Source organism: Oscillibacter sp., from assembly GCF_040505565.1.
Classification (GTDB): Bacteria; Bacillota; Clostridia; order Oscillospirales; family Oscillospiraceae; genus Oscillibacter.
In genome coordinates this window covers 1-23,680 of the sequence record NZ_JBEUWZ010000024.1, presented here as the reverse complement: position 1 = coordinate 23,680, position 23,680 = coordinate 1, and the positions used below count along the sequence as shown (strand labels likewise).

The following is a 23,680-nucleotide window of genomic DNA, read 5'->3' as shown; positions in this document are numbered from 1 at the left end:
GGAAGTTCATTACCTCCGGCTTTCTCAGAATCAATATTTACGCGTAGATCAGATCGTTCAGCACTTGCTCCTCGGCTGAGTGCTTGAAATTGTTCATCAGGCCCACCCAGCGCATCTGGTCTTCCTTCTTCAGTTCCTCCGTCACGCCCTCGGCCTTGGCCATCTGCTGCGTCAGCTGATCCACCATCTCCAGTGCCTGCTTCTCGACCCACGCCAGATGCTCCGTCAGCTCGCAGCTCGTCAACAGGTTCGCGTACAGCACCCGCCGGTGCTTCATCAGGTACTGCCGCCGCAGCTCCGCGTACTTGCCCAGATGTACGTCCGGCTGCTGGGGCATCAGCAGATCCGGAATCCTGACTCCATCCTGCTCGTGATAGGTGATCTCCATATTCCGTACTCCTTTCAAAATTCAGTGCAGTTGTTTTTTCTTCTCTATTGTAAGCGTCTTTATAATTGTTTTCAATCCCCGCTTCTTTGCTCAGCTTTGTAATTGTCCGGGCAATTTCACGCAGCCCAATTTCTGCAGTATCGCTGGTTGCAACGAGAAGAGCATTCACTACATCTGGAGTGTTGAATTCATAAACTCGGCTGAAATCTTCTTGCAATATATAATCATCAGCTCGAATATCCAGCCGGGACATCATCATGTAGGCAATGCTGACTTCTAATGCGCTGCGATAGGCGACCTCGACACTCAGGTCATCCAGCTCCTCCAGCAGGCTGCCTGTGCGGCAGTCCAGCAGATCTGGGAGGTAATCCGATAGCTTGTCAGCCACGGCGTTGCGGCTGGCAGAAAGAATAGCCTCTGCAAGGGTTTCCTTTTCTTTTAATAAGCGGAAAGTGTTTTCCAGCGTTTCTATTACGCCACATTCAAATGCTCTGTCCATCTTCCAGATGGGCAGTGGGCGGGAGCGCTGCGTTTCATGTGTGTCTGATACATCAAAATAGTATTTGAGTCGTCCTTTTCCGTGGGCGTCATCAAATACCGCGATGCCAGTGGCACCTTTATTGATCCAACGGCCAAATTGACGATTCCATTTGTCCAGTTCCAGGACGGCAGTGGCCTCTGGATGCTGTGCGTAGATCAGAAGCTGTTCTTGAAAGGAGCATTTATAATTACTGCTTGCCGCACGAAGGAAACCTGTCCACTCCTGGTAACCGGAAGTGACTTTCCGGAGTGTCTGGTCGTACAATTCTGTAATGAACTGAAATTTGCTTGCCAATGTTAAGTTCCTCCTTGATTTTCTCTTAAGGCTACTCCTGTGCTTTTTCTGAGAAATACAGCTTCAGAGCCTTTTGAATTGTCTCTTGAATTTCTTTTTCTGTCGTGTCTGCGGTGAAATATTGCTTTACACTTTTATACTCAATGCGAATTTTACGCAGGGGCTTCACAAGAGAAGAAAGAAAAGTTTCCCGCAGCCGTTCCTCTGTCAGCTCACCAGACTGCTCCAGCTCACGCAGCTTGTCTGCCGTGCGCTGGTCGATGCCCATGTGCTGCTGCGAAAAGAAAAAGTTTTCTACATTCTGCTGGCTTTGCGCGTTCAGATAACTGAGCGTTTCGCCAATGGTGAAACCGATCTCCCGCTCATCCACTCTGTCCAGAAGAGTAGGAACGAGGTAAGTAAGCCGGATATAGCGCTGGATCTGATTCCGGCTTTCGCCAGACTGTTCTGCCATGATTTCATCAGAGCGTTTTTGTGTCCCAACTTGGGACACATTTTCTTTTGATGGTCTTCCAGCTTGCCTTTTCAGTGCTTCCATCTGCATTTTATAAGCAAACGCTTTTTCAGAAAACCTCAAGTCCAGACGCTGCTGGAGGTTCGTTGAGATCATTTGCAGCACGGCTTCATCATCGTCCAGATGACGAACAATACAGGGCAGCACGGTATAGCCGGCTGCCTTTGCCGCAGTTCGGCGGTTGTGACCGGAGATGATCTGATACCGATGTTCATTCAGAGGACGCACGATTAGAGGCTGGATGATACCGCGCTCTGAAATATCCCGGCGCAGTGCTTCCAGTTTTTCTTGCGTGTAAGGACGGAAGGGATGTTTATCTGCGGGGAAGTCTTCAAGCAAATCAATGGGAAGCTCTCGCAACACATTCCCGGCAACCGGTTCAATTGCTGCTGTAGAAGGCTGGAGACGTGTATCTTTCGGCGTTTGCAGCGTTCCGCTAAATAGCTCATCTAATGCATCGCTCATTTTGCCGTCTCCTTTATGTAGGCGTCAATCACAGCCCGGATACGCGCTTGCAGTGTCTCATCTTTGGCTAGACGCCTTGTAATAGCGGGGGAATAATCTACCTGAAGCTTGATAATCTGTGGTTTCACAGTATGGGCCTTGGGGCTTTTGCCAAAGATACGGAGAATCGTTTCTTCATCCAGCTGCGATTTAAACGCCTTCAGTTCCTCGCCTTGACTGCGGGTAATGGATTTCACATCATTGTTGCGCATGACAGTCAGCAGAAGCTGCTGGGCATCCGGAGGGAGAAACGACACACTAACACCAGCGGTAAAGGGAATGGATTCTACGTCTACCATGTCTAAAAGAGGAGGGATGAGATAGGTGAGACGGACAAAGCGTTTCACCTGATCCTTACTAATGCCACTTTCCTCACCAATTTGTTCGGTTGACAACTTCGGTGCAAGTTGCACCGAAGTTAAATCTGTTCTTTTTCCTTGCTGCTTTATGGTGTCTAGTCGCATTTTATAGGCCCATGCTTTTTCGCTGGGCAGCAGATGATCCCTTTGGTACAGATTGGAGTCGATCAGAATCAGCTTTGCCTCATCGTCGGTAGCCTGCATGAGGATAGCGGGGATCGTTTTCCGACCGGCCAACTTGGACGCTGCCACACGATTATGACCGGCGAGGATTTGATAGCGGCCCTTTTCAAAAGGGGAGAGACGCAGACGGACAGGGGAGATGACGCCGTTTTGTCGAATGTTCTCCGCCAGCTCTGCCAGCTTCTCAGCGGAATAGGGCTTAAAGGGCTGTGCGTCATGCTCGGCGTCTCGCCATGGGTCAATTAGGTCGAGTGAGATTTCTTTAGCGCCGTGCGCACCCATTGGAGATGGGCCGGTAGTAAACATACTGGCGAACAGACCGCCCGGATCGTTCACATCTTCTATAATTGCCGATCCAATGCCATCAGCCGCACCACTTTCTTTCATTTTCCGCAGGGTTTCATTCATCATCGTGCTACAACCTCCTTTGCTAATTCAAGGTACAGGCCACCGAGACGGCTACCTTTCATGTTGACTGCGCTATGCTGGTCGTTGGCGGCTTTTGCCGCATCTGCCAAATAGGGGATGACTGTTTTGTAGACTTGCGCGCCGAAAGCTTCACGCAAGTCATCAATCATCTGTCGCGTCAGGGTACGCCTTGAGTCCGCACGAGTAATAAGGATGCCGTTTACCCGCAGCTCCGGATTCACCATTTTCTGGGTTCGTTCAATGGTGGAGAACAGATCTGCAAGGCCGTCCACTGCATAGGACTCCGGTTCCACCGGAACGATGACCGCGTCGCTTGCAGCCAGCGCATTTACTGTCAGCAAATCCAGTGCGGGACGGCAGTCTATCAGGATGTAATCGTACTGCCCAAATTCCGGCGCGTGGAGGATCTCCGAGAGAACCATGTTGCTGTTATCGCTCGTGGCTAGAATTGAGGGGGCAGTGGCCAGCATGGTGGACGCCTGTATGTAGTCCAACTTTTCCTTCTCGTTGTGCAGAAGGTATTGGCACGGATCGTAACCGATGCCAGATACATGGTTGTAGATCAGGTCAGCGATGGAACGATTACCGTGTCCCTCAACCTGAACGGTGCGGCTCAGGTTCCGCTGGGAGTCCAGGTCAACCAGACATACCCTCTGCCCCATAGAAGCCAAGGCCGCACCAAGGTTGACGGTGCTGGTGGTTTTGCCTACGCCGCCCTTCTGATTTGCGATACTCAAAATCTTCATTTTCTTTCCTCCTGTAATTTTTGATGCTGGATATAACAAAAGCCCCCGACTTTCAAATAGTCGGGGGCTGATCTGATAAAACTCTGGTTAAAGGTGTAAGCTGTCTCTAAGTAACTCAGGGTTTGTATGAAGATAACGCTGAGCAAGCATAGTTAAATCTCGATGCCCCAAAAGCTGCTGAATATCATATAAGCTTACTCCCATTTCATGCAGAACCGATGCTCTAGTATGACGCAATTCATGTGGAGTGAGAACCGGAATGCTAGGAAATGTACTGTGGAGTTCATCCATGAATGGACGAAAAGCGCGATTATACCAATTGTGCGGAACAAATGCTTTTCCGGTTGGAGAATGAAATATATAATTTGCATAAATGTTTTTACCATCAATGTTTACAAATCGCGATTTACACATCATCCTTATAGCCAACTCGCTAGAAATTGGAATAGTTCGAATTCGATACTCGTTTTTGAGACCGTCATGAACTAGTTGCCACGAATGTGATTCTAAAGAATCACATTCAACCAGTCCATTGCGAATTTGCAAGCAACGTCCGTGGTAATCGAAATCTTCCCAAGTTAACCCCAGCAACTCACTTCTTGATATGCCAGTTTCCATCAATACCATAATCATGAGGCCATTTGCAGCATGACGGGCATATTCAAAGGCGATATCATATTGCTTTTTAGTCCACGCAATCTTGATTATTGGTGAAACATGGCTTGTGAGGCGAAGCGAACTTACTAGTGGAGATTGAGAACACAAGTTATTTTCAACCGCTGTTGTAAAAATACCTTTCAAACATGAACGATATTTTTTGAGAGTTTCCAAAGAATATTTTGTTGACATAGAATTAAAAAATTCTTGAATGTCAGACGGCGTAATATCTGAAAGATACTTGTTTTTAAAATATGGTATTAAATGATTGTTAACCGATGCATAATATGTTCCATTAAATGTATTGTCCTTAACTTGACCTTTTTTCCAAGTATCCAGCCAATAAGTAGCCCAGACTTCAAACAGCTCTGATTTTTGTACAGAGTTTGTTAAAGTAATCTTGATTTCCGGGTGATCTTCAAGCATTGCAACTATTTGGTTTAACGAAAATTGCTGTGACTGCGGTTTCATTATAATCCTCCTCAATACGGCTAAATAGGAGAATTGTACCATATTTTATAATTTGCTTTGAGCACTCGCTTGACGTGCAGGGGGTCACAGGTTCGAGTCCTGTATCGTCCACCAAAAACCCCTAGAGCCGTAAAGGTTCTAGGGGTTTTCTTTTTACTCAATCCTTTGGTGTGGTCGTAATGTGGTCGCAACCGTTACTCTTGCTACTTTACGATCCGTTCCTTCTATTCATCTTTAGCAGAGGCCCCATCTTTCGCAGCTTTCGGGGCAGGAGCTCCTCGTGTCTCCCGAGCTTGAGTGCCCCATTTCTTCTGTATGGTCTTCCGTATTCCGGTACATCTTACAAAGCATAGAATTTCCTGCGTACTCCATTTTTGTGGTAATTTTCAAAGTGCGCGTGGTCTCCTGTCATCAATTGTTTGTGTTGCCTTTTGCTAGGCTATCGTAAGAGTTTCGTGGCTGGATCAGATTCTAGTCAGTCCTCGAGGTTGCACCCGGAGAGCGTACTTGCGGAAGGCTTTTTGAACAAACTAAGGCCCGCTGCAAAATCCTTGCAGCGGGCCTTTCGTTTTGCGTTTTTAAGTATAGCCCTACGCAATCAACGCAGACTCTGCTTGTATCCAGAGCACGCCAACCACAATGAGGCACACAATCATAAACAAGTTACAAGCCGATACGAACGGGTGCTGCTTCCAAAAATCTCGTACAGCCTTTGGTGAATCGAGACCAATCATCTTCTGTCCGAATGAAGTGGTAATCGAGGCAATCACAAATAAAATAAACGTACCATTAAAAATAGCTGATCTACTTTGGTGTAACGCTTCCATGATGAGCATAAAGAGAGACGAGGCGGTGGCGAAAATTCGCAACGCGGCTAACGTTTTCCAATTGAATTTCATGATTACCTCTTAATCTATAGACTTTTCGTGGTTAGATATTAACTGACTCGCGCCAACGATTGCGGGAACTTACGCCTCCATAAGCTTCGCGCACGGCCATTTCAGCATGCTGAGCATCGGGTTCGGCTCCGCCAGTAGCCAATTCGTCAGCCCCGTGGTATCTTTCCTTGAGCCATTGGGTGATCACACCTTCTTTGAATGTCTAGCATTCATTTTATCGGAGCCCCAGTGGTTCTTCTATGCCTTCTTCAAATTGCGAACTTGATTATACACGGCCAAAGGAACAGATGCGTTAGCGCCTTTGACCTGCTGAAAAAAGATCTGGTCATAATGTACAGAACTTTCGTATTTGGGGAGACTTCTCAACAAGCATTTTCTAATCTAATGATTTGTTAGTATTTTGGATGATCCTCCTATCTTGAAGTATCACTATAAGGAGCTACCAATAAAAATACAGGGAAATAGCCTGGATACGCTTTTATTTTAACAGTTTTTTCTCCATTTTCAGTTACATATTGGTAATCAAACGATTTTCGATAATTTAGTGGTGCATCTTGCCAAGTCTCTCCCGTTAAAATTAAGTCACCATCTCCACAATTATTGTTTACATATTTATTTACCGTTGCATCCGCTAAAACACGTGGTAGCCCGATATTGATTGCGATAAGTGCTAGGGCTAATACTGTTACCAGCAAAAAGCCGATTTTCTTAAACCTTTTGGCCACCATAATTCCAAACACAATTAATCTCAGTATCACATCTATTATCAGACGCAATATCCGCACAGTATGTCTGATACACATCAGTTACCATAATCGAATTATCAACGGATACATTGTGCGGCAGAGACGTTACCTTCCATTCAAAATTACTTCGATAATTATTACTATCAGCATCCCAGGCAAGTGAAATCTTTCCAGTCGCGGTCGCTGTAGATCCAGCGTAACGAACATAATTATTGAACGTGGCTGTATCATACACCCAGCCGGATTGGATAGAAGAGTCATCGCTTGTCACACTATGGCTCTTTTCGTACCCTCTTGGCATAATATGCACCAATGTCGCTAACAAAGGTTTTAAGGTAAAAGGCAACCTACCTTTTACCTTAAAACCTTCTGTGTATATTATTTTTTGCCTTTTAAACTTTGAACATTACTGATAATCAATAAAATGCATGCGACCAGAGTTAGCGGACTGGCTCTCCGGTCAATCAAACCGAGTGCCGCCATACACCAGGCAATCAATAATAATATGCTTAAGACTAGACATAGCCAAGAAGAATAGCGGTACCATTTTTTCATATAACACTCCAAGCGAAGATCAAACTATCAACCCCAAGTAATTGTAACACTATCGCGGGTATTATAGACTATTTCATAGGCCCGCTGTGCAAAAGCAGTATTATGCTCGGCATAAGCACTTGTTGCCCAAAAGTCTCCCTCATAATAAGTGTTGCCTCGATAATTGCCGTCTTCTGTCACAACATATTTATCTCCACTCATATAACTTGAATAGCCTCCGCTATCCGTTAGTTTCCAAGTCATTTGAATATCAACGCAAGCTACATCAACACTTCCAATAAAAAATCCGGTCGCAGTGCTAGCAAAACCTACATACTTCAAAACGGAAAGTGCAATCTCATCGGCAATAAGTCCGGGTACTGCTAGTCCAAGAGAAAGCACGCCAGCAAGTGCCGCTACATTCTGAAACCTCTTGTTAATATTATATCCAGTATTTCTTGAAGATGAAAGGTATGCAAAACTCAAATCTCGTGTTCCTGGAACAGTATCATAATATTGATATGTAACCGTTCCTTTGTATGTATAGCTGCCGCTAGAATTTGCTATAGATGCAATAGTTGGATTTGATGTGGGCACATGGCTTGTATTAGAAGAAACAACGTTTCCATCACAATAAGCAGTTTCTTTGAGCGTGTTACTGGCTCTATCTACATAAACCGTATATGTAGTTTCCCCATCCGTCACAAAAGATATTTCTGAATTACCATTGTCAAAGTCTTGCGCTACCAGTTTTGAATCGTTATCTAGTACTGTTACGTCATTAGTAGCGTTTTTAGAACTCGTATCTTTCGCAAACGCCGGAACGCTCAGAGTGAAGCACATAACCAGCGCCAGACCCAAACTCATCATTTTCTTTTTCATGTTATACCCCTTTTCTCATTTTGTAAAGAATCCGCCGGAATAGAGATATGCAAAATGTCTTTGCTATAATACTTACTGCATTGACCCGCTCTTTTCGTGCCCCCGGTGGCGTTAAATCATTGATTTTCTGCTGGAACTACCTACGGAACCAATTTCTCGTTTTCCTACTGCATGGGACTCACCTCTTTCATGGAAAGCCATAAGAATCGTACAGAGCTTCCTGTAAAAGCAATCCGCGTTTACCTTAGTTTCTGAGGGACCTCGGGTTCATAAAAATGGGCGAAACAGGGAGCGGCCGCAAAGACGGCTGCCAAAGCCGTCAAAAAAGCGCCGCTCGCATGGAGAATCCGTTTCCTCGCAACCCGCTTAAATTCTTTGTCCTGTCTCTTTTTCATTCCAAACAGCTCCTTCATTTAAATTTTTGAGATTCCCAATTTTCTTACATCTCTACAGTCGAAGCTATCACAGAATCTGGAAAAAACAAGGGCTTTGGCGCGAGTTGCCTGTTTTCCGGCGTGAATTGCATCTAACACCCCTGTCATCCTCTGGCTTTTTATGGTAATATAAAAAGCGTTACCGGTGGGAGGGGTGGATATTTACTTTATGCAATCTTATTTTTGGGAAATATTTGTCTGCCTGATTGAGGCACTGCTGATTACGTATCTGCTCTATCAAAAGATCGGCTTAAACGCCCACCGCAAAATCAGGCTGCTTCTTTCAGTGGGCGTCTTGACCTGCACACTGAGCTTATTTACTTTCCTGGAGATATCCTCCAGCTTGCGGATCTTACTCAATTTTTCCGTCTGCGTTCTGGTTGCATTTTGGATTTTTAACGGGTTCCATCGCGCCATGTGGTACAAGGCGGTCTTGTGGCCGGGTATCTGCTCCTTGATCGTGGCCCTAGCAGATAATATTACGTTTTCTGTTGCGGAAGCGATGGTTGATGTTCCCTTGGAAAAGCTCATGGTATTCGGCATTGCCAGAATCCAGTTTACTCTGGTCTACTTATTCCTTGTGGCTATGATGGTATGGGCGGCTGCCCATCTGGGCGAACCGGATCCGGTGTTCCCATTGGCGGTTACTCTGGTTCTGTTCATGGTGCTGTCCATTGGCATTTTTGCGGAAGAGTCTGTTTTAGATCTCTCCTTGGTGCTGAGAACCAATCCCACAACCGCCGCAGAGGCACAGACACTGACGATCTTATGCTATATCCTGTTGCTGATTCTTTTTACACTGCTGGTTACGTTTGAATGGCTGGGCGTCATTCTCAGAAAAAACAGGGAGCTGCAGCAAAAGCAGCAGCTGACGCTGGCCGAGCAGCAGCAATATGATTTAATGGTTTCCACAACCGAATCCTTATCTGAATGGAAACATGACTATCAAGGGCAACTGCGGCTGATTTCTGCCCTGATCGAACAGGAGAAATACGCGGAACTGAAGCAATTCTGCGGACAGCTGGATTCGGCGCTTCCGGCTTCCGCCTGCATCTTGTGCAGTGGAAACCGTACAATTGACGCTGTCATTTCTCTTCGCATCATGGAGGCACGGCGACACAACATTCGATTTGATACCCAGCTGTATCTGCCAAATGAGATTCCTTTAAAAGACGTGACATTTGCCTCTCTTGTAGGCAATTTATTGGATAACGCGATCGAGGCGTGCAAAAAAATTCCTGAAAATGCCACAATTAAGTTTGAAATCAGGCCATGGAAGCAAATGATGTATCTCTTCTGTTCGAATTCTTCTGATGGAGCTTATTTGCGTGGAACACAAGGGAGTCTTCTCTCCACAAAAAAAGAAAAGCACCACGGCATCGGGATTCGGCGCATTCGGGAGATTGTCGAGCAAGCTGGCGGCACCTGCCAATTCCAGGCAGAAGAGGACCATTTCAGCGTCAGCATTATGATTCCTCTGGAGGACGGGACATGAAGGTCGCAATTGTTGAAGACGAGACACCCCACGCCGAGGCCTTACAAGGCCTGCTGCGGCAATGGTCTGAGGAACATCAGGCCCTGATCGATGTTGCGCTTTTCGACAGCGGCGAGACATTTTTGAATGCCTGCGAGGATTCGTTTGACCTTGTCTTGATGGATATTAAGATGAACGGAATGGATGGGATCTCTGCAGCCCGTCAGTTTCGGCAGCAGGGCTTTCATGGGCAGATTGCTTTTTTAACTTCTTTCTCTGAATATGTATTTGACGGATATGAAGTGCAAGCCCTGAACTATCTCATGAAACCCGTCTCCTACGAGAAAATTGCAAAATGCATGGACTATGTGGAGCAGAAACTGCATGATGATCACTATACGTTCCGCAATCATGATTGGGTGACGCGCATTGCCTATTCCAAGATTATTTATTTTTGCAGCGCCAACCACTATACACAGATTATTACCACGGATGGGGATTTCCGGCAGAGGGAATCGCTGCAAATCGTCTTTTCCCACCTTCCCAGCCGGTTTCTCTTTTGCCATCGGACAATTATCATTAATATGGAGCATGTATCCAAGCTGAAAGGACGGGAATTGGTGCTGTCAAACGGCGTAAATGTACCGATCAGCCAAACCTATTTACAGGACGTCCGATCCGCGCTGATGTCTTATGCGGACATGATGAGGTAACCGTATGATTTCTGAATTATCCAAAAAAATAGCGGCGTATCTCATTGAGAACGGCGCCGATCATGATGATGAGGAGGTTCTTACCTATGGGGCCGAGTGCTTTTTAAACCTTCTCATCTCCGACGGCCTTTTGCTTGTGATTGGGCTTTTCACGCATCACGTAGTATCCTTATTGCTCTGGGCGGTCAGTTTTTCTCTGTTGCGGGCCAACCTGGGAGGGCTGCATGCCCTGTCCCATTTTTGGTGCATTCTGATCGGTACGGGGATCGGCGCGTCCAGCATGGCCGTCAGTCCTGTCTTGGAGATCCATCCTGTAGCCGCAGTTCTCTGCGCCGTAGCCGGAGCAATCGTCGCCGTTGTTATAGCTCCGGTCCCTCATAAAAATAAGATGTATATTCAGGCACACAGAAAGAAAATGAAAGTGAAAGTTGCCATCACGGCAGCCATTGAGTGCGTTATGATATGTGCTTTCTATTTTGTTGATCCGATATACGCGGCTTATATTGCATGTGGGGTAATCATGGCTGTTATACTGGGAATCGCAGGGACCATATGGAATCCTCGCTGAATGATTGCTATTCCAAGTAGCAATCGGTATGTAATAGAGTCTATCGATTTTTATCTTGTAAAGGAAATTACAATATGAATGGCAGTATTTTCACAATCAGTCGCAGGTATCGAATCTTCAACAGGGTTGTCATGGGAATTTTAGCGGGGTGGCAGGTGGTCTTTTTCTATGTTGCAATTACTTGGCATGATGTGATGACATTTTACCTAATTAAATTTGATGCGAACTACGAAGACTGGCTCTTGAAACAGCAGAAGATAGACCCAAGCTGGAGCCAGCGTGAAGATCTTTGTTTTATCTTCTTCTGCGTTGGAATGGTCCTGATGATTTTTATACTCGCTCTGGAACGAGAAGAATATCAGCGCTGGTTGCGTTTAAAATTTTCTGTTGCCTGTGGGTTTGCCAGCGCGCTTGCATATTTGGCAGTCCTTTTTTATGTCGAGCACTTCGTTCCGTACTGTCCGCTGTATATAACTTTGCTCCTTCCGGAAATCTTTTCTCTTATGCATCTCTGGATCCTATTTCATATCAAGCACCAAATTGACAGCGAGGTAGGAATATAAAAAGCTCTACATTCAGTCTCACTTTACGAAATAGGCAATTATTCGGAATGGAGAGAAAGGCTGTAGCTGGACCTCCAGTATGTGATTTCCGGAATTACAGCAGCATAACCCGTACCTGTTAAGTACTGGCTGAAACAATTGGCGGTTGGGGAACTGCTAATTGCCTACTGTCTCCGGTAAACGCCGGAGGCAGTAAGCAATTATTCGATAAATTGGAGGAGTTTATGCCACAAATAAAACGGAGTCGCGCTTTAAGCATACCGCTTGTTATATTGTCTCTGTCCATGTTGCTGAGCGCTTGCAGCGGTGCAGCGGACTGGAGGTATGACGAACTGCCCGGAGGCTATGAAATCTGGAGGACCAGCTCGGAAAGTATTGCTCTGTGTCTGCCGAGCGAGGACGGGGTCACCGCGCAGGATATCGTATTTCCCTATGTGGACCAGATTGCGTTCAATGAACGATATATAGCCGCTCAGCAGTTAAAACCCATGAATAGCGATGATCTAAAAAAGAGTCGCGACCATTGGAAGCGCGTATATTATCTGCTAGACACCGACACAGGCGACCTGCTCGGCCCCCTTGATGAAGCGGCGTTTCAGGACGCATGCGAAAAAATTGATGCGGAGGATTTCCCACAATGGATTAAAACGACTGACCTCAAGGATAAGAACTACTCATAAAATATTCAGATCCGATAGGAGATTGCTTTTTGGAGACTTATCCGGGCGAAAGCATTCAATGCCATTTTTGCCGTTTTTTCTGGCAGTATCCCCCATACAAATAACGTGCTCTAGGATTGATTTCCTAGGGCACGTTATGCTTTTTACAAGAGAAGACAAAACTACAGGGTGGCGGAATCGGCGCTTCACGGCGTATAAATCTGTGTAGACAAACGGTTTGACAAGGGCGAGAGCGGTGATGATTTTACCTACAGTCCTATTGCAGCGGGTGACTTTGTTGACAATTTGTTGAAAACTGGAACTAACTGTGCCGACCTGAGCCAGTGCAAAATATTAAAAAGTGCTTGAAAACAGCGGCCCATTATGGTGCAGTTACTTCCAGTTAAGACAACTTCTATTTGACGTGCAGGGGGTCACAGGTTCGAGTCCTGTATCGTCCACCAAAGCAGCATAATCCGAACTTATTTCCGATAGGAGATGGGTTCGGATTTGTTGTTTATCTGGATATATAGCAATGTAAGAATAAACAAGGGCAGCTGTCAAGCTGTCCTTGTCGCGTCCTTATCTACAGACTGGTGTTTGATTTTTATCACTTAAACCTAGTTGCTTTTCCGGGCTATTGGATAGGATTTAAATTCTTTAACATAGGATCAAATAGAGAATTGCATAATCATTGAATATCTGTTACAATTAAACAATAGTGGGAAGAGAATATAGGAAAGGTTTAATGTATATGCTAAAAGCATTACTGAATAAGCTAAATGAAGCTGGCGGCTTAATTAGTATTATATCGCTTCTATTATCAATTTTTATTTGGTTCTCAACAGGAAGCATAAAAAGGAGCATAATACAGAAGAGACAAATCAAGGAATACAAAACTGCAAAGCGAAGCTCTGTAAAGAGACTAAAAAGTATTGCTGCATCAATTCAATCTGATAGCTTGTTTGATAATGCTATAAAAGTAGAACTATTGACTGAAATAAATGCATTAGTAAAATACAAAGGATTTATTGATTTTAATAGTTGGTTATACATTTATCAACTTAATTGGATATTAAGGCGGAGTACAATTAGTGAAAAAAATGCAAATAGGACTGTATCGCTGATTGCAAGTTTGTGCGGTAGAATGGATGTTGAGCCAGTAAATAAGGAAATGGGGTAAGTTTTCATGGAAAATAGGGCGTTTGTTGAACGATATATTTATGGAACTAAGAAGAACGAGGTAAAATGGGAAAGTGCACCCACGTATAGCTTAAGTCACTATAACTGTGATTCCATTTTCATAGCTAAAAAGGAGAAAGGTGCGGTTGCTGTCGGAAGAAGTCAATCTACAGATAATTATGGAAACCCCAGCGAAGATAATTATTATGTGTTTATTTTAGACTCAAATCAGGATTTAATTTTTACAATTGATAAGAATAATATTTCAGATACAGATGATGATGATTTTTCGCAACCGTCTCCTGATGACATGATTTTGCTTTCTCGCTTATATAGATTAGCTAGCCGGAGTGCTCAAAAAATAGATGTATTGCTTCAGCAACTAGTTGCAGGAATTTCAGAGCCAGAAGACGACTTGCCGTTTTGAGCTTTGGCTAACTTTGGTGCAATTTATTAAAAGAACACCGCAGTAAGATACGCATGTCTGCGGACATGCGGCAACCCTCCGGGGATGTATACAGCACGTGGATAGCTGTACACATTCGCGGAGGGTTCTTTTAACCAACATCGTTATTACGTTCAAGCTGTTCTTGCTGCCAACGGTTAAATTCTGCCTGTCCTTCTTCACTTTCATAGAATCTTATAATAGCCGGGAAAAGGCAGCGAGCAAGAGAATCAATTTCATGGTCAGGTATGCGGTTTTGGTCTATTGGCGGCATAAGGCTTAACCTTCGGACATGAAGCCCTGTATAGAAAGCAGGTGGCGGTAAAACGCCGTCCAATCTGCATCGGTGGAAATGACTGCTAAATTTGCCTCAATAAAATCAATCAAAATTTTTGGCGCTCTTTTACGTCTTACAAGAGAGATTGCCGCAGGGCGAAGTTCATAGGCCGCTGTTTGTCTGGCTTCAAAAGGCAGCGTTCCCTTGTTACTGCGCTTCATCTCGCGGAGCATAGGGTTAAAATCGGAAGGCTTCATAGGCGCGAGAAGGGCCGCAATCTGCCGTGCGTATGTATCGACATACTCAGGGCGGCGGTAGCGTACGCCTTTCTCTGTGACAGCGTGATAACCATCAGCGAGGTAATTATCAGGCAGAGCGGCGGGAAGGGTTTCGATAGTAGTAGGGGTCTGTTCCGTGACAGACTCCCCGGTTGTGGAAACGTTAAGATCATCCATTTTGGTATCCTCCATATTTTTTTAGCGTTCGGTATGCTTATATTGTAAGTCGGGAAGATGAGCATTCCCTTGCCGTAAGCAGCAAGTTTAATTGCTTAAGCAGCAAATTTCATTTTATTTTGGTCTGATGGTATTCTAGCGGTTTTTCAGGCGGTGTATCGTCAAAGGGTAAATCGCCGTCGTCCTCTATCTCCACAAGTCCATGCAAGTATTCATCAGTGGTATATTCGGCGGTGTGTCCGTCCTTAAAATATTTCACCACCTTATGAATCCGCCGGAGGAAAGCGGCCCAAGTAGCGGGTTCCGTGGCTTGCACATTAAAGTATTGGTCGGTGAGGTCAATATTTGAGATGATATAGACCGCAGTGTAACAAGCCTGCCGATTTGCATAGCGGGCTGGAAGGGCCAGAGGGTAGCCATCCAAATAATCCAGCATATCGCCAATCATAAGAGAACTACGAAATTCATCGAGCAATAAAACAGGCTGGCTAGCGTATCGGTCAAATGGGTGATTATAATCCGTAACTCGGTAGACATTGCTGTAACCGTGCTTGTCCATAACAGAGCGCGTCTTGCCTGTAGCCGTCTCTCCCCAGATATACGTAACGGAGAGGTTGCGCCAATCGTCCTTATATCGGGCTTCTAAAATGTCCTGCCTGATTTTATCCATGCGGGAAATATGCGCTGCAAGCTCTGGATTTTCCGCCATAATTTCGGCGTTGGATAACCCGTCCTTAATAAGCTCATACATTTGAACAACATCCGAGCGGAAGCCCTGTCCCAGTTCCGGGGGCATCTCTCCCCATTCCTCAAAGGTGCCCGGAATTTGCGTCCCGTGTTTATCGTCATTTTCCCATTTGCCTATCTTGGCGATATAGGAACGATTCTCTTCACATGAGCCGTGCGCTTGCTCAATATGCGCTTCTGGAAACAGCTTCTTTATGCGGCTGAATCTGACCGGGGATTTTGCAAAAAGAAAGACGTGCGTATGCGGGGTTTGCTGTTTCAATCCGATTTCATCAGAGATACAATAGTAGGTAACTGATTTCATGTCACCCAGAACGGCCTTAATTGCCTCATGTGTAAAGCCCTTTTCGGCGGGATTATTAATAGTCAACTGGTATTTTCGGGATTGGCTGTCTGCCATGAGTATCACCTCGTTGTCAGGTTGTTTATATAAAACGGGGAGCGTCGACAACTCCCTGTATCTTCACGATAACACAGAAAGCCGATACCCGGAACGCCAGTTCCAGCAAGTTTTTTTGCCGTTTTAGCAATTTTAGATTCAATACAAAATACAGAAGTTCCCATAGAGGTAGTACTAGCCTCTATGGCACCTTCCGGGGACGGGAGCAACGCCCTACAACGGCAAGGCAGCACCTTCGGCCCTTAGGGCCTCCGGTACTGTCATCGCCGTTGGTGTCGGCTTGTTGGGCCGACACGGGAGTTATAGGTAGATCGAGACGTACAGGGATGTCCGACTAACGCCCGGATACCCTTCACAGCGGTACGGCTGAAATCTAATTGCATTCGAGGTTCTGTGGTAGAGAGCGAGGTCATTAGACAGCGCGTTAAACAAAACGTCTGCGTTAAAATCAACTTCTTGCTCATCGAGGCTTTCAGCGCTCAACGAATAAATTATATGGGGGCCATAATCTTTGACCTCAAAATCATCATCGTTTGGACTAAAGCCCTGCATCAATATAAACAAGGTCAGTATACAGCGGGCAATATCAGATATCATATTACGATGCCTCCCATAACGTCATTCCAAAACGCAATATGAAAAACGATAGAACCATTTGGAAAAATAGTAACATCAATTTTCAATCTCGGGAACCGATATGCGCCGACAAGACTGTCCAACTCTGCCTGTAGGATTTTACTTAACAGACTTGCTGGAATTTGAAGCTCTTTTTTTACCCAAAGCCGGAAATTGAACTGATAATAACTTTTTTGCGATAAAGTTACAGGCGGCTGTAAAATAAGCTGCCGTACAGCATGTACATAAGGCAGTCCTGTTGCGGGGGCAGTGTTATTTATCGCCTCCATAAGCAGTCGCAAAATAGTATGATAATATCTTGCGTAATAATCCCGCGCTCCCTGAACAACCTGCTGTTTCCGTGCTTCCTGATTCTGCTTAATTATATACTGCTGATGGAAAGCAGCGTCCTTCTTCTGATGTTCACGATAGTGATTACAAACCCACCTAAGGCATGAAAGTACCTTATCTTTAAATTTCTTCATGATTAATTACCTCCAAAATTATCTGTACATGATCGCCCTCATCGGTAACGGACAAAATCCGAAACCGAGAAGGCAACAAACTGTTGAGCGCACAACGAACGGTGTCGGTGTTAATAGGCGGAGGAAGCACCTTTTTCTTTGAATAATGGGCTTTATAACGCCGATAGCCAAGCCGGTCAATTCTCATGACCAAGTACCCTTCCGCAGCCAACTGTGTCCGGAACTCCCGGCGATAGTATGGTAAAGTCAATTCAGCCAGAGAAGAGGCCCTGCCAGCTTCTAAAGCGGCTAACAGGGCATCCTCTGCGGCGGTAAGAACGTTATCCAAAGTCCACACTATCATCACAATGACGAATGGTTTGGATGCGGCCAAATTTATTGTATAGCACCTCTACGGACTGCCCGAGAGCGGGTTTGAAGTCCAATGCGGAAAGCTTAGACGTAGAGATGAAGAACTTCTCTGCGGACTTTCCCTGACCACCACGCTTTGAGTCTAAAGGCTCGGTTACATAAATGGTGCTACCTTCAATGCGCTTACCGTCCTTGGTTGTGAAATCTGTTGGGGAAATGCCAATGATCTCCATGTGAATAACCTCTCAATCTTTAGAATGAAGCGGGCCCACTTCTTAATTCTATTTTAGGCTTTTTAGGAGACTAGGTCGATGACGGGGTGGTAAACCTACTTGACAGAACGTCAAAGATTAAAATATTCAGCTAAAGCGCGCACGTGTTCCTGAATCTCCTTGGGGACACCGATTGAAATATCGAGAGGGTAAATCAGCACATTCCACTTGCGATAAACCGCGACTATCAAAAGATGTGGAATCGGACGATCTCCATTTTCATATCTACTCCAAGACGAATAATCGTTAACAAGCGGGTAGAAATATTCCGCAGCTTGATTCTGCGTCAGATTACGTACTTCACGAAGTTTACGCAGCATATCACCCATATCGCATTGGAGTTTTTTCCTCTGCGCTTCTACTTCCCGTTTATCGTTTGCCTCAGCCTCTCCACGGACGTTATTCTTTTTCATTGGTGTGACCTTACGGTCAAGCGCTTGACTTTTTAAACCCTTCATTCGTAGTAAAATTGCACCTATGCATCGGCCAACTTCCAATCTCAGTATAGCAAAGCCGATTTTTGGAATAAATTTTGTTCCTTTAGGGGGTTTTCTGCAATTTTAAGAGTGTTTTTAGGAATGCATACATTGAAGAAATCCAACGTATACATTTGTATTTTTTCAAAAGACATGTCCCAATTACTTCTATGGACGTGTTTTCATCGCAAATCATTAAATTTGTTTTCATATTCCTCAAAAATCAAATCGCAGTTGTCAAGCACTTTTATATGAACAAATTGTAAATGTTTTTTTGAGTGGTGTCGACTTCAAAAAATAAAGACCGAAGGGTGTAAGCTGCTGCCCCGGTCTATGCTTTTTTTCAGAAAAAAAGAGGCCCCCGTTTTAGGGGCCTCTTGCAGTAGTCTATACGGTTTTTGCGAAGGGTTTGCATATGGGCCCAAAGGGCCAAAAGTGCAAGATATTTACCCACCATAAGGTTGCTTTATAGCTTTAATTCTTCCTGTAACTGAAGACATATGGTGTCACCTTCTTTATATATGGCATATTTAATTAGTTACCTTGAAGTGTTCCACAATTAGAATGCTCAGATGTGCCTCCAGCTGCTTGTTCATCTGTGATTGTGCAACCTTCAAAGGCATCATTGATACCATTATGGTTCTTGTCTCCAGCATCTGATGCGCCAGATGATGCAGTGCTTGATGGTGTAGACGCCTTTGGCGTTGTAGGTGTAGTGTTCTTAGATGGCGTTGTAGCTGTACTACCACTGGTTGTTTGTTTCTCTTGATTCTTGACTGTCTCAGAAACACTTTCTATTGCAGTTAATGTTGTTCCCAACTGCACTGCTAAACTTTCTAATTGTGGAGTTATCTCTTTATCTGTATACCCCATATCTTTTAATGCACTTCTGGTTCCATCTATTACCTTCTTTGCATCACCAAGTGTTGTTCCATTTGCCAACACAGTAGCATCTGATAAAGGTGTGGCTGTATCATCTGATTTATTGCTGGCTACTTCAATTTTATCTTGAATCGCAGCCAGTTTTTCTTTTGCTGTATCCAACTTTTCCTGACTGGATGATAAATTCTCCTGCAAAGAGGACAAGGTTTTTTTCTCGGCCGACAACTGAGTAAACAGGACTATATTAAACGTAAGACTTACGATTACCAATACAGTAAGAGCAATATTGAACAGTTTCCACTTGTCTTTCATTTTCATGTCTCTCTTTCCTATCCTAATTTAAGGAAGTCAATTTTTGATTGGCGCTTGTTATTTGCTCATTTACAGATTGCAATTCAGAGTTAACAGCGTCTACCTGTTTTTGAAAGTTGGAGGCACTTTGTTCTGCTGAATTGAAGCTTTTATATAAATAGGCATTCAAACACACGCTTGTTATCAGAAAGACCATAATTAAAATGGAAAGTATGACATTTCCAGCTTTGTGCTTTTCATTATTCAAACAATTCATCCCCTAAAGCGACTGTTACAAAACGAAAATAAATTTGCAATTCATACTAAATAGTATAGCGCTATTTCCATTAATTGCAATAGTCACAAGGCAAAAAGAGAAAGAAACTTTCTCAAAATATCCCTTTTACAATGCTTAATTTGTATTGATGTCCTATTCATTTAATGCTATACTAAATTTAAGAGGTGAGGGCATTGGAAGAGATAGGAACGCGCCTAAAAACGCTCAGAGAAGGGATTCATTTATCTCAGGCAAAAATGGCTACTCTGATCGGTACAAATCAAACCACCATTGCACGGGTTGAGACAGGGCATACTTCCCCGCCGTTAAAACTCCTGCTTTGGTATGCAGATTACTTTGATGTTTCCATGGACTATATTTTCTGCCGGACGGACAAGCCACAGGGGAAACTTTATAAAAGCAAGCCGAAAGCTGCAGTGGTAAAAAGCAAGGATATGAAGCAGTTCATAGAAATGTGCTTTGACCCTAAATCTCCCATGAACGGACGATTGAAGCAGGCGATTCTAGCGATGATGGAGGATGAGGAAAAGTGAAAGCTGTTATTTACGCCCGATTTTCTTCTGACCGTCAGCGGGAAGAATCCATTGATGGGCAAATCAGAGAATGCACCGAATATGCCAAGAGGAATAACATTGATCTTGTTGGCTCTTATATTGACCGTGCACTGTCAGCATCCAAAGAAACAGAAAAGCGGCTGGATTTCATGCGGATGGTTCGGGACAGTTCCAAGCATTTGTTTGACGTGGTTTTGGTGTGGAAGCTGGACAGGTTTTCCCGTGACAGATACGATGCAGCACATTACAAACACATTCTGAAAAAGAACGGTGTCAAAGTTGTTTCTGCTACAGAACATATTGCAGACGGGCCGGAGGGCATTATTCTGGAATCCATGTTAGAGGGTATGGCAGAATATTATAGCGCTGAGCTTTCAGAAAAGATTCATCGAGGGCAAAAAGAGAACGCCCTCAAAGGGCGCTGCAATGGCGGTAGAATTCCTTTTGGTTATCGCTTGAACACAGAACACAAGTTGGAGGTTGACCCATTTACAGCACCGGTTGTAAAAGAAGTCTTCCGCCGCTACGCAGACGGTGAAACTGTTCGTCTAATTGTGGATAGCCTGAAAGAGCGTGGCATAAAGACTCGAATGGGATGTGATTTTACATATTCCAGCTTTGGAACGCTACTAAAAAACAGGACATATGTTGGCGAATACCATTATGATGGAACAGTTATTTCAGACGGAGTTCCGGCAATTGTGGAACAAAATATTTTTGACCGGGTTCAAACCCGAAGGGAGAAAAATAAACTGGCCCCCGCAGCAACGAAAGCGGACGAGCAATATCTATTGACTACAAAGTTGTTTTGTGGAATTTGCGGTACTATGATGGCTGGCGAGAGCGGCACAGGAACCATGGGGAAAACCTACCGCTATTATAAATGTAGTCACGCAAAGCGAAAAAAGGGCTGCACAAAAAAGGCAGTTAAAAAAGAATGGATTGAAAATCTTGTAGTGCAGCAGACAATGAATATTGTCATGGATGATATGCTGCTTGATCGCATTACTGACAGACTGGTAGAGTTACAAGGCGAGGAAAACTACAGTTTAAAGCTACTGGAAAAACAAAAAGCCGAAGTTGAAAAAGGCATTGAAAATATGCTGAATGCAATTCAAGCTGGAATTATTGCAAAGTCCACCAAGAACCGACTGGCTGAATTGGAAGCACAAAAGGAACAGTTTGAGCAGGACATTTTACGGGAGGAAATGCAGAGGCCTATTTTGACCCGTGAACAAATCAGCTTTTTCCTATACCAATTCAGAAAAACCGATATACAAGATAAAGAGCAGCGGCAGCGGTTAATTGACAGCTTTGTAAATGCCGTATATGTCTTTGACGATAAGATTGTTCTGACGTTCAACTACAAAAACGGGACAAAAACCATCAGTTTGGAAGAAGTGAATAGTTCGGATTTAGATTCCTTTGCGCCACCAAAGAAGCCCTAGAGCCGTAAAGGTTCTAGGGCTTCTCTTTTTGCTCAATCCTTTGATGTGGTCGCAATGTGGTCGCAACCGCTACTCTCGCCATACTCAATCTTCGTGGGGGTCCAGCTTTGACATCTCCTGATGCAGCTTGTCGATGTCAGCCTGAATATAGATGTCACTGGTAACATCAAAATCCGCATGACCAAGAATCTTTGATAAGGTATCGTTATCGATGCCCAGACTGTGCCCCCGCGTGGCCAGCGTATAACGGCAGCTGTGCGGGTTCATTCTGCGCTGCTCTGTACGGATACCCAAGCGCTCAAGGGTCGGGTAATAGTCGCGCTTGCGGAAGTTTCTGCCGTTGATATTCCCGACGTATCCTGAGAGAAAAAGGTCTCCAGTTGCCCGCGCATAGAAATACTCCACAAACGGACGAATTATACTCAGGATGGGAACGACGCGGTTTTTTCCGGCCTCCGTCTTCTCACCGCCTATAAAGATCCAGCGCTCCATATTTACGCCGCTCATGGGCATGTCCAGCAGCTCCTGCAACCGGAAGCCAGTATATAAAAAGATGGCAATGATTTTTGAAGTTTCATTGATGGCGGCATCGGCTAGCACCAGATTGATTTCGTCTATTGTAAATACGTCCCTTCGCACTTCTTCTTGCGCAAAGAGTGAAAGAAACTGGGCATAATTGCGGTCAATGATATCCAGCTCCATGGCCCTCTGACAGAGGAGGCTATACATGCTGCGTATCTTTTCCTGCGTTGACCTAGAGCGACCCTTGGCAATTGCAGCATCAACTAACGGCTGGATGGTGGCGGTGTTGATGTCTCGCATTTTTATGTCCTTGACGGACTTAAATTTAGACCATGCGAGGTCGTACGTCTCCTTGCCTTTGTCTGTGAGCTTCGGATAGTCTTTATCTTTCCAGATGTCATAAACATCCTGCAGGGTGAGGTTGATTGTATCTGCAAGCCGACGCTTGCTGTTGAGTTTATCCAAAAACTGCTGAGCGGCCTCCATGGACGGGAAGTCTCCAATCCTTTTCCCGCCTTTCTCCACGCGGTATGGTTTCCTGCGGGGCCTATCGGTCATTCTGCGGATACAGCCAGTACCGTTTGGGCGCTTTTTCGCCTTACGGTTCTGAGTGCCAAGCCGCTTTCCACAATAGCAGCAAACGATGGCGTCATCTGGAATTAACTTATGACATTTTAGACACTCCATACAATGCCTCCTAAAAAAGCGATGACTTAATAGTCACCGCTTTTTTATATTCATGTGGTACTTTATGCCTTGATTTTTGCCCTCAACTCAACAACAATGCCAATAATTTGAACAGGAATTTTTGAACATTCTTCGTGAGAGAAAAATCTCGGCTGAAAAGCCGCGGGATTATTTGGTATAAGCCAAATCCCGCCTGCTTCTTTTCGGATATTTTTAACAGTGGCACTATCGCCATTTACTAAAACAACAGCAACATCACCAGAGTCTGCATCCGATTGTTTTCTAACGATAACAACATCACCTTCACACATCCGTGGTGCCATTGAATCACCGCGAAGTCTTAGGCCAAAATATTCACCTCTAGAAGCCAGTTCTCTGCTGATTTCCTCGTAGTCAAGAATATCTTGAATAGCCTCTATTGGGATACCAGCGGCTATATCTCCTAGTACTGGTATCATAACGCCCTTATGCGACGCTGATTCAGTTTGCCGACCAAGGAGGTAGTCAACAGTAACACTAAAATAATCCGCTATTCTAGTTTTAACATCGTCACTTGGAACGCGATCATCATTCTCATATTGAGAAAGGCATTTCGGCTACAGTGGTTGCCTTCGGTGTGGTGTGCAGCTCTATCTACTACGTGAATAGTGTGTACCTACCCGGCAGGCAGCAGGCGCAGACGGCAGCGCTGCCCGTCACGGAACCGGATACGTCGAAAGATTATAACTTCACCGT

Annotated in this window: 27 protein-coding genes; 9 read left to right on the top strand and 18 right to left on the bottom strand. The window is 44.7% G+C overall.

From position 1 onward, the window contains the following. Positions 1-37: 37 nt before the first annotated feature. The 9 genes from ABWQ15_RS12125 to ABWQ15_RS12085 all read right to left on the bottom strand — a co-directional run bounded on the left by ABWQ15_RS12125 (position 38) and on the right by ABWQ15_RS12085 (position 8,542). Entirely contained in the window at positions 38-388 is a 351-nt protein-coding gene (locus tag ABWQ15_RS12125) for a TnpV protein (RefSeq protein WP_353909038.1), read from the bottom strand. Between the two features lie 866 nt (positions 389-1,254). Then, complete coding sequence (locus tag ABWQ15_RS12120; protein ID WP_353909037.1) at positions 1,255-2,202, bottom strand: ParB/RepB/Spo0J family partition protein; 948 nt, start codon at positions 2,200-2,202, stop codon at positions 1,255-1,257. After that, complete coding sequence (locus ABWQ15_RS12115; RefSeq protein WP_353909036.1) at positions 2,199-3,194, bottom strand: ParB/RepB/Spo0J family partition protein; 996 nt, start codon at positions 3,192-3,194, stop codon at positions 2,199-2,201. Before ABWQ15_RS12115 ends, ABWQ15_RS12120 begins: the two co-directional genes overlap by 4 nt. Then, complete coding sequence (locus tag ABWQ15_RS12110; RefSeq protein ID WP_353909035.1) at positions 3,191-3,958, bottom strand: ParA family protein; 768 nt, start codon at positions 3,956-3,958, stop codon at positions 3,191-3,193. The genes ABWQ15_RS12115 and ABWQ15_RS12110 overlap by 4 nt, the downstream gene beginning before the upstream one ends. Before the next feature lie 87 nt (positions 3,959-4,045). After that, on the bottom strand, positions 4,046-5,086 hold the full coding sequence (locus ABWQ15_RS12105; RefSeq protein ID WP_353909034.1) for a tyrosine-type recombinase/integrase: 1,041 nt from the start codon (positions 5,084-5,086) through the stop codon (positions 4,046-4,048). Between the two features lie 590 nt (positions 5,087-5,676). After that, positions 5,677-5,985 carry a hypothetical protein gene (locus tag ABWQ15_RS12100; protein ID WP_353909033.1) on the bottom strand — a complete coding sequence of 103 codons (309 nt, stop codon included), beginning with the start codon at positions 5,983-5,985 and terminating at the stop codon, positions 5,677-5,679. Positions 5,986-6,398: 413 nt separating this feature from the next. Beyond that, the gene (locus ABWQ15_RS12095) at positions 6,399-6,725 is read right to left on the bottom strand and encodes a hypothetical protein (protein ID WP_353909032.1); all 327 of its coding nucleotides are present in this window, start codon (positions 6,723-6,725) and stop codon (positions 6,399-6,401) included. A gap of 588 nt (positions 6,726-7,313) precedes the next feature. After that, on the bottom strand, positions 7,314-8,147 hold the full coding sequence (locus ABWQ15_RS12090; RefSeq protein ID WP_353909031.1) for a hypothetical protein: 834 nt from the start codon (positions 8,145-8,147) through the stop codon (positions 7,314-7,316). A gap of 239 nt (positions 8,148-8,386) precedes the next feature. After that, a complete protein-coding gene (locus tag ABWQ15_RS12085; RefSeq protein WP_353909030.1) occupies positions 8,387-8,542 on the bottom strand; it encodes an AgrD family cyclic lactone autoinducer peptide in 156 nt (51 codons plus the stop codon). Positions 8,543-8,750: 208 nt separating this feature from the next. Between ABWQ15_RS12085 and ABWQ15_RS12080 the strand changes: the two genes are divergently transcribed. The 7 genes from ABWQ15_RS12080 (at position 8,751) to ABWQ15_RS12050 (ending at position 14,167) form a co-directional block, all read left to right on the top strand. Further along, positions 8,751-10,076, top strand: coding sequence for an ATP-binding protein (locus tag ABWQ15_RS12080; protein WP_353909029.1), 1,326 nt, complete (start codon positions 8,751-8,753; stop codon positions 10,074-10,076). Beyond that, positions 10,073-10,768 carry a LytR/AlgR family response regulator transcription factor gene (locus tag ABWQ15_RS12075; protein ID WP_353909028.1) on the top strand — a complete coding sequence of 232 codons (696 nt, stop codon included), beginning with the start codon at positions 10,073-10,075 and terminating at the stop codon, positions 10,766-10,768. Before ABWQ15_RS12080 ends, ABWQ15_RS12075 begins: the two co-directional genes overlap by 4 nt. A gap of 4 nt (positions 10,769-10,772) precedes the next feature. Then, a complete protein-coding gene (locus ABWQ15_RS12070; protein WP_353909027.1) occupies positions 10,773-11,336 on the top strand; it encodes an accessory gene regulator B family protein in 564 nt (187 codons plus the stop codon). A gap of 74 nt (positions 11,337-11,410) precedes the next feature. Continuing rightward, complete coding sequence (locus ABWQ15_RS12065) at positions 11,411-11,899, top strand: hypothetical protein (RefSeq protein WP_353909026.1); 489 nt, start codon at positions 11,411-11,413, stop codon at positions 11,897-11,899. A 224-nt stretch (positions 11,900-12,123) separates the two neighbouring features. Beyond that, a complete protein-coding gene (locus ABWQ15_RS12060; protein WP_353909025.1) occupies positions 12,124-12,579 on the top strand; it encodes a DUF3997 domain-containing protein in 456 nt (151 codons plus the stop codon). A gap of 733 nt (positions 12,580-13,312) precedes the next feature. Next, positions 13,313-13,741 carry a hypothetical protein gene (locus tag ABWQ15_RS12055; RefSeq protein ID WP_353909024.1) on the top strand — a complete coding sequence of 143 codons (429 nt, stop codon included), beginning with the start codon at positions 13,313-13,315 and terminating at the stop codon, positions 13,739-13,741. A gap of 6 nt (positions 13,742-13,747) precedes the next feature. Then, positions 13,748-14,167: a hypothetical protein gene (locus ABWQ15_RS12050; protein ID WP_353909023.1), complete on the top strand. Its 420-nt coding sequence runs from the start codon at positions 13,748-13,750 to the stop codon at positions 14,165-14,167. 297 nt (positions 14,168-14,464) lie between these two features. Here ABWQ15_RS12050 and ABWQ15_RS12045 read toward each other — a convergent pair whose 3' ends face one another. From ABWQ15_RS12045 to ABWQ15_RS12015, 7 genes are all read right to left on the bottom strand, one after another. After that, positions 14,465-14,917: a hypothetical protein gene (locus ABWQ15_RS12045; protein WP_353909022.1), complete on the bottom strand. Its 453-nt coding sequence runs from the start codon at positions 14,915-14,917 to the stop codon at positions 14,465-14,467. Positions 14,918-15,026: 109 nt separating this feature from the next. Continuing rightward, positions 15,027-16,064 (bottom strand): hypothetical protein, encoded by a 1,038-nt coding sequence (locus tag ABWQ15_RS12040; RefSeq protein ID WP_353909021.1) that lies wholly within the window; start codon positions 16,062-16,064, stop codon positions 15,027-15,029. Positions 16,065-16,657: 593 nt separating this feature from the next. Further along, complete coding sequence (locus ABWQ15_RS12035) at positions 16,658-17,164, bottom strand: hypothetical protein (RefSeq protein WP_353909020.1); 507 nt, start codon at positions 17,162-17,164, stop codon at positions 16,658-16,660. Continuing rightward, positions 17,151-17,492, bottom strand: a complete 342-nt coding sequence (locus tag ABWQ15_RS12030) for a hypothetical protein (protein WP_353909019.1) — start codon at positions 17,490-17,492, stop codon at positions 17,151-17,153. The genes ABWQ15_RS12035 and ABWQ15_RS12030 overlap by 14 nt, the downstream gene beginning before the upstream one ends. After that, entirely contained in the window at positions 17,485-17,748 is a 264-nt protein-coding gene (locus ABWQ15_RS12025; protein WP_353909018.1) for a hypothetical protein, read from the bottom strand. Before ABWQ15_RS12025 ends, ABWQ15_RS12030 begins: the two co-directional genes overlap by 8 nt. A 110-nt stretch (positions 17,749-17,858) precedes the next feature. Next, positions 17,859-18,200: a helix-turn-helix domain-containing protein gene (locus ABWQ15_RS12020; RefSeq protein WP_353909017.1), complete on the bottom strand. Its 342-nt coding sequence runs from the start codon at positions 18,198-18,200 to the stop codon at positions 17,859-17,861. Positions 18,201-18,797: 597 nt separating this feature from the next. Then, positions 18,798-19,463 carry a hypothetical protein gene (locus ABWQ15_RS12015; RefSeq protein ID WP_353909016.1) on the bottom strand — a complete coding sequence of 222 codons (666 nt, stop codon included), beginning with the start codon at positions 19,461-19,463 and terminating at the stop codon, positions 18,798-18,800. A 444-nt stretch (positions 19,464-19,907) separates the two neighbouring features. Here ABWQ15_RS12015 and ABWQ15_RS12010 point away from each other — a divergent pair, with 444 nt between their 5' ends. Next, positions 19,908-20,267, top strand: coding sequence for a helix-turn-helix domain-containing protein (locus tag ABWQ15_RS12010; RefSeq protein WP_353909015.1), 360 nt, complete (start codon positions 19,908-19,910; stop codon positions 20,265-20,267). Beyond that, positions 20,264-21,736 (top strand): recombinase family protein, encoded by a 1,473-nt coding sequence (locus ABWQ15_RS12005; protein ID WP_353909014.1) that lies wholly within the window; start codon positions 20,264-20,266, stop codon positions 21,734-21,736. Before ABWQ15_RS12010 ends, ABWQ15_RS12005 begins: the two co-directional genes overlap by 4 nt. Positions 21,737-21,820: 84 nt before the next feature. On the opposite strand, the gene ABWQ15_RS12000 is transcribed toward ABWQ15_RS12005, so the two are convergent. Both ABWQ15_RS12000 and ABWQ15_RS11995 read right to left on the bottom strand, forming a co-directional pair. Further along, a complete protein-coding gene (locus ABWQ15_RS12000; protein WP_353909013.1) occupies positions 21,821-22,744 on the bottom strand; it encodes a tyrosine-type recombinase/integrase in 924 nt (307 codons plus the stop codon). A gap of 263 nt (positions 22,745-23,007) precedes the next feature. Then, complete coding sequence (locus ABWQ15_RS11995; RefSeq protein WP_353909012.1) at positions 23,008-23,403, bottom strand: LexA family protein; 396 nt, start codon at positions 23,401-23,403, stop codon at positions 23,008-23,010. Positions 23,404-23,680: the final 277 nt, after the last annotated feature.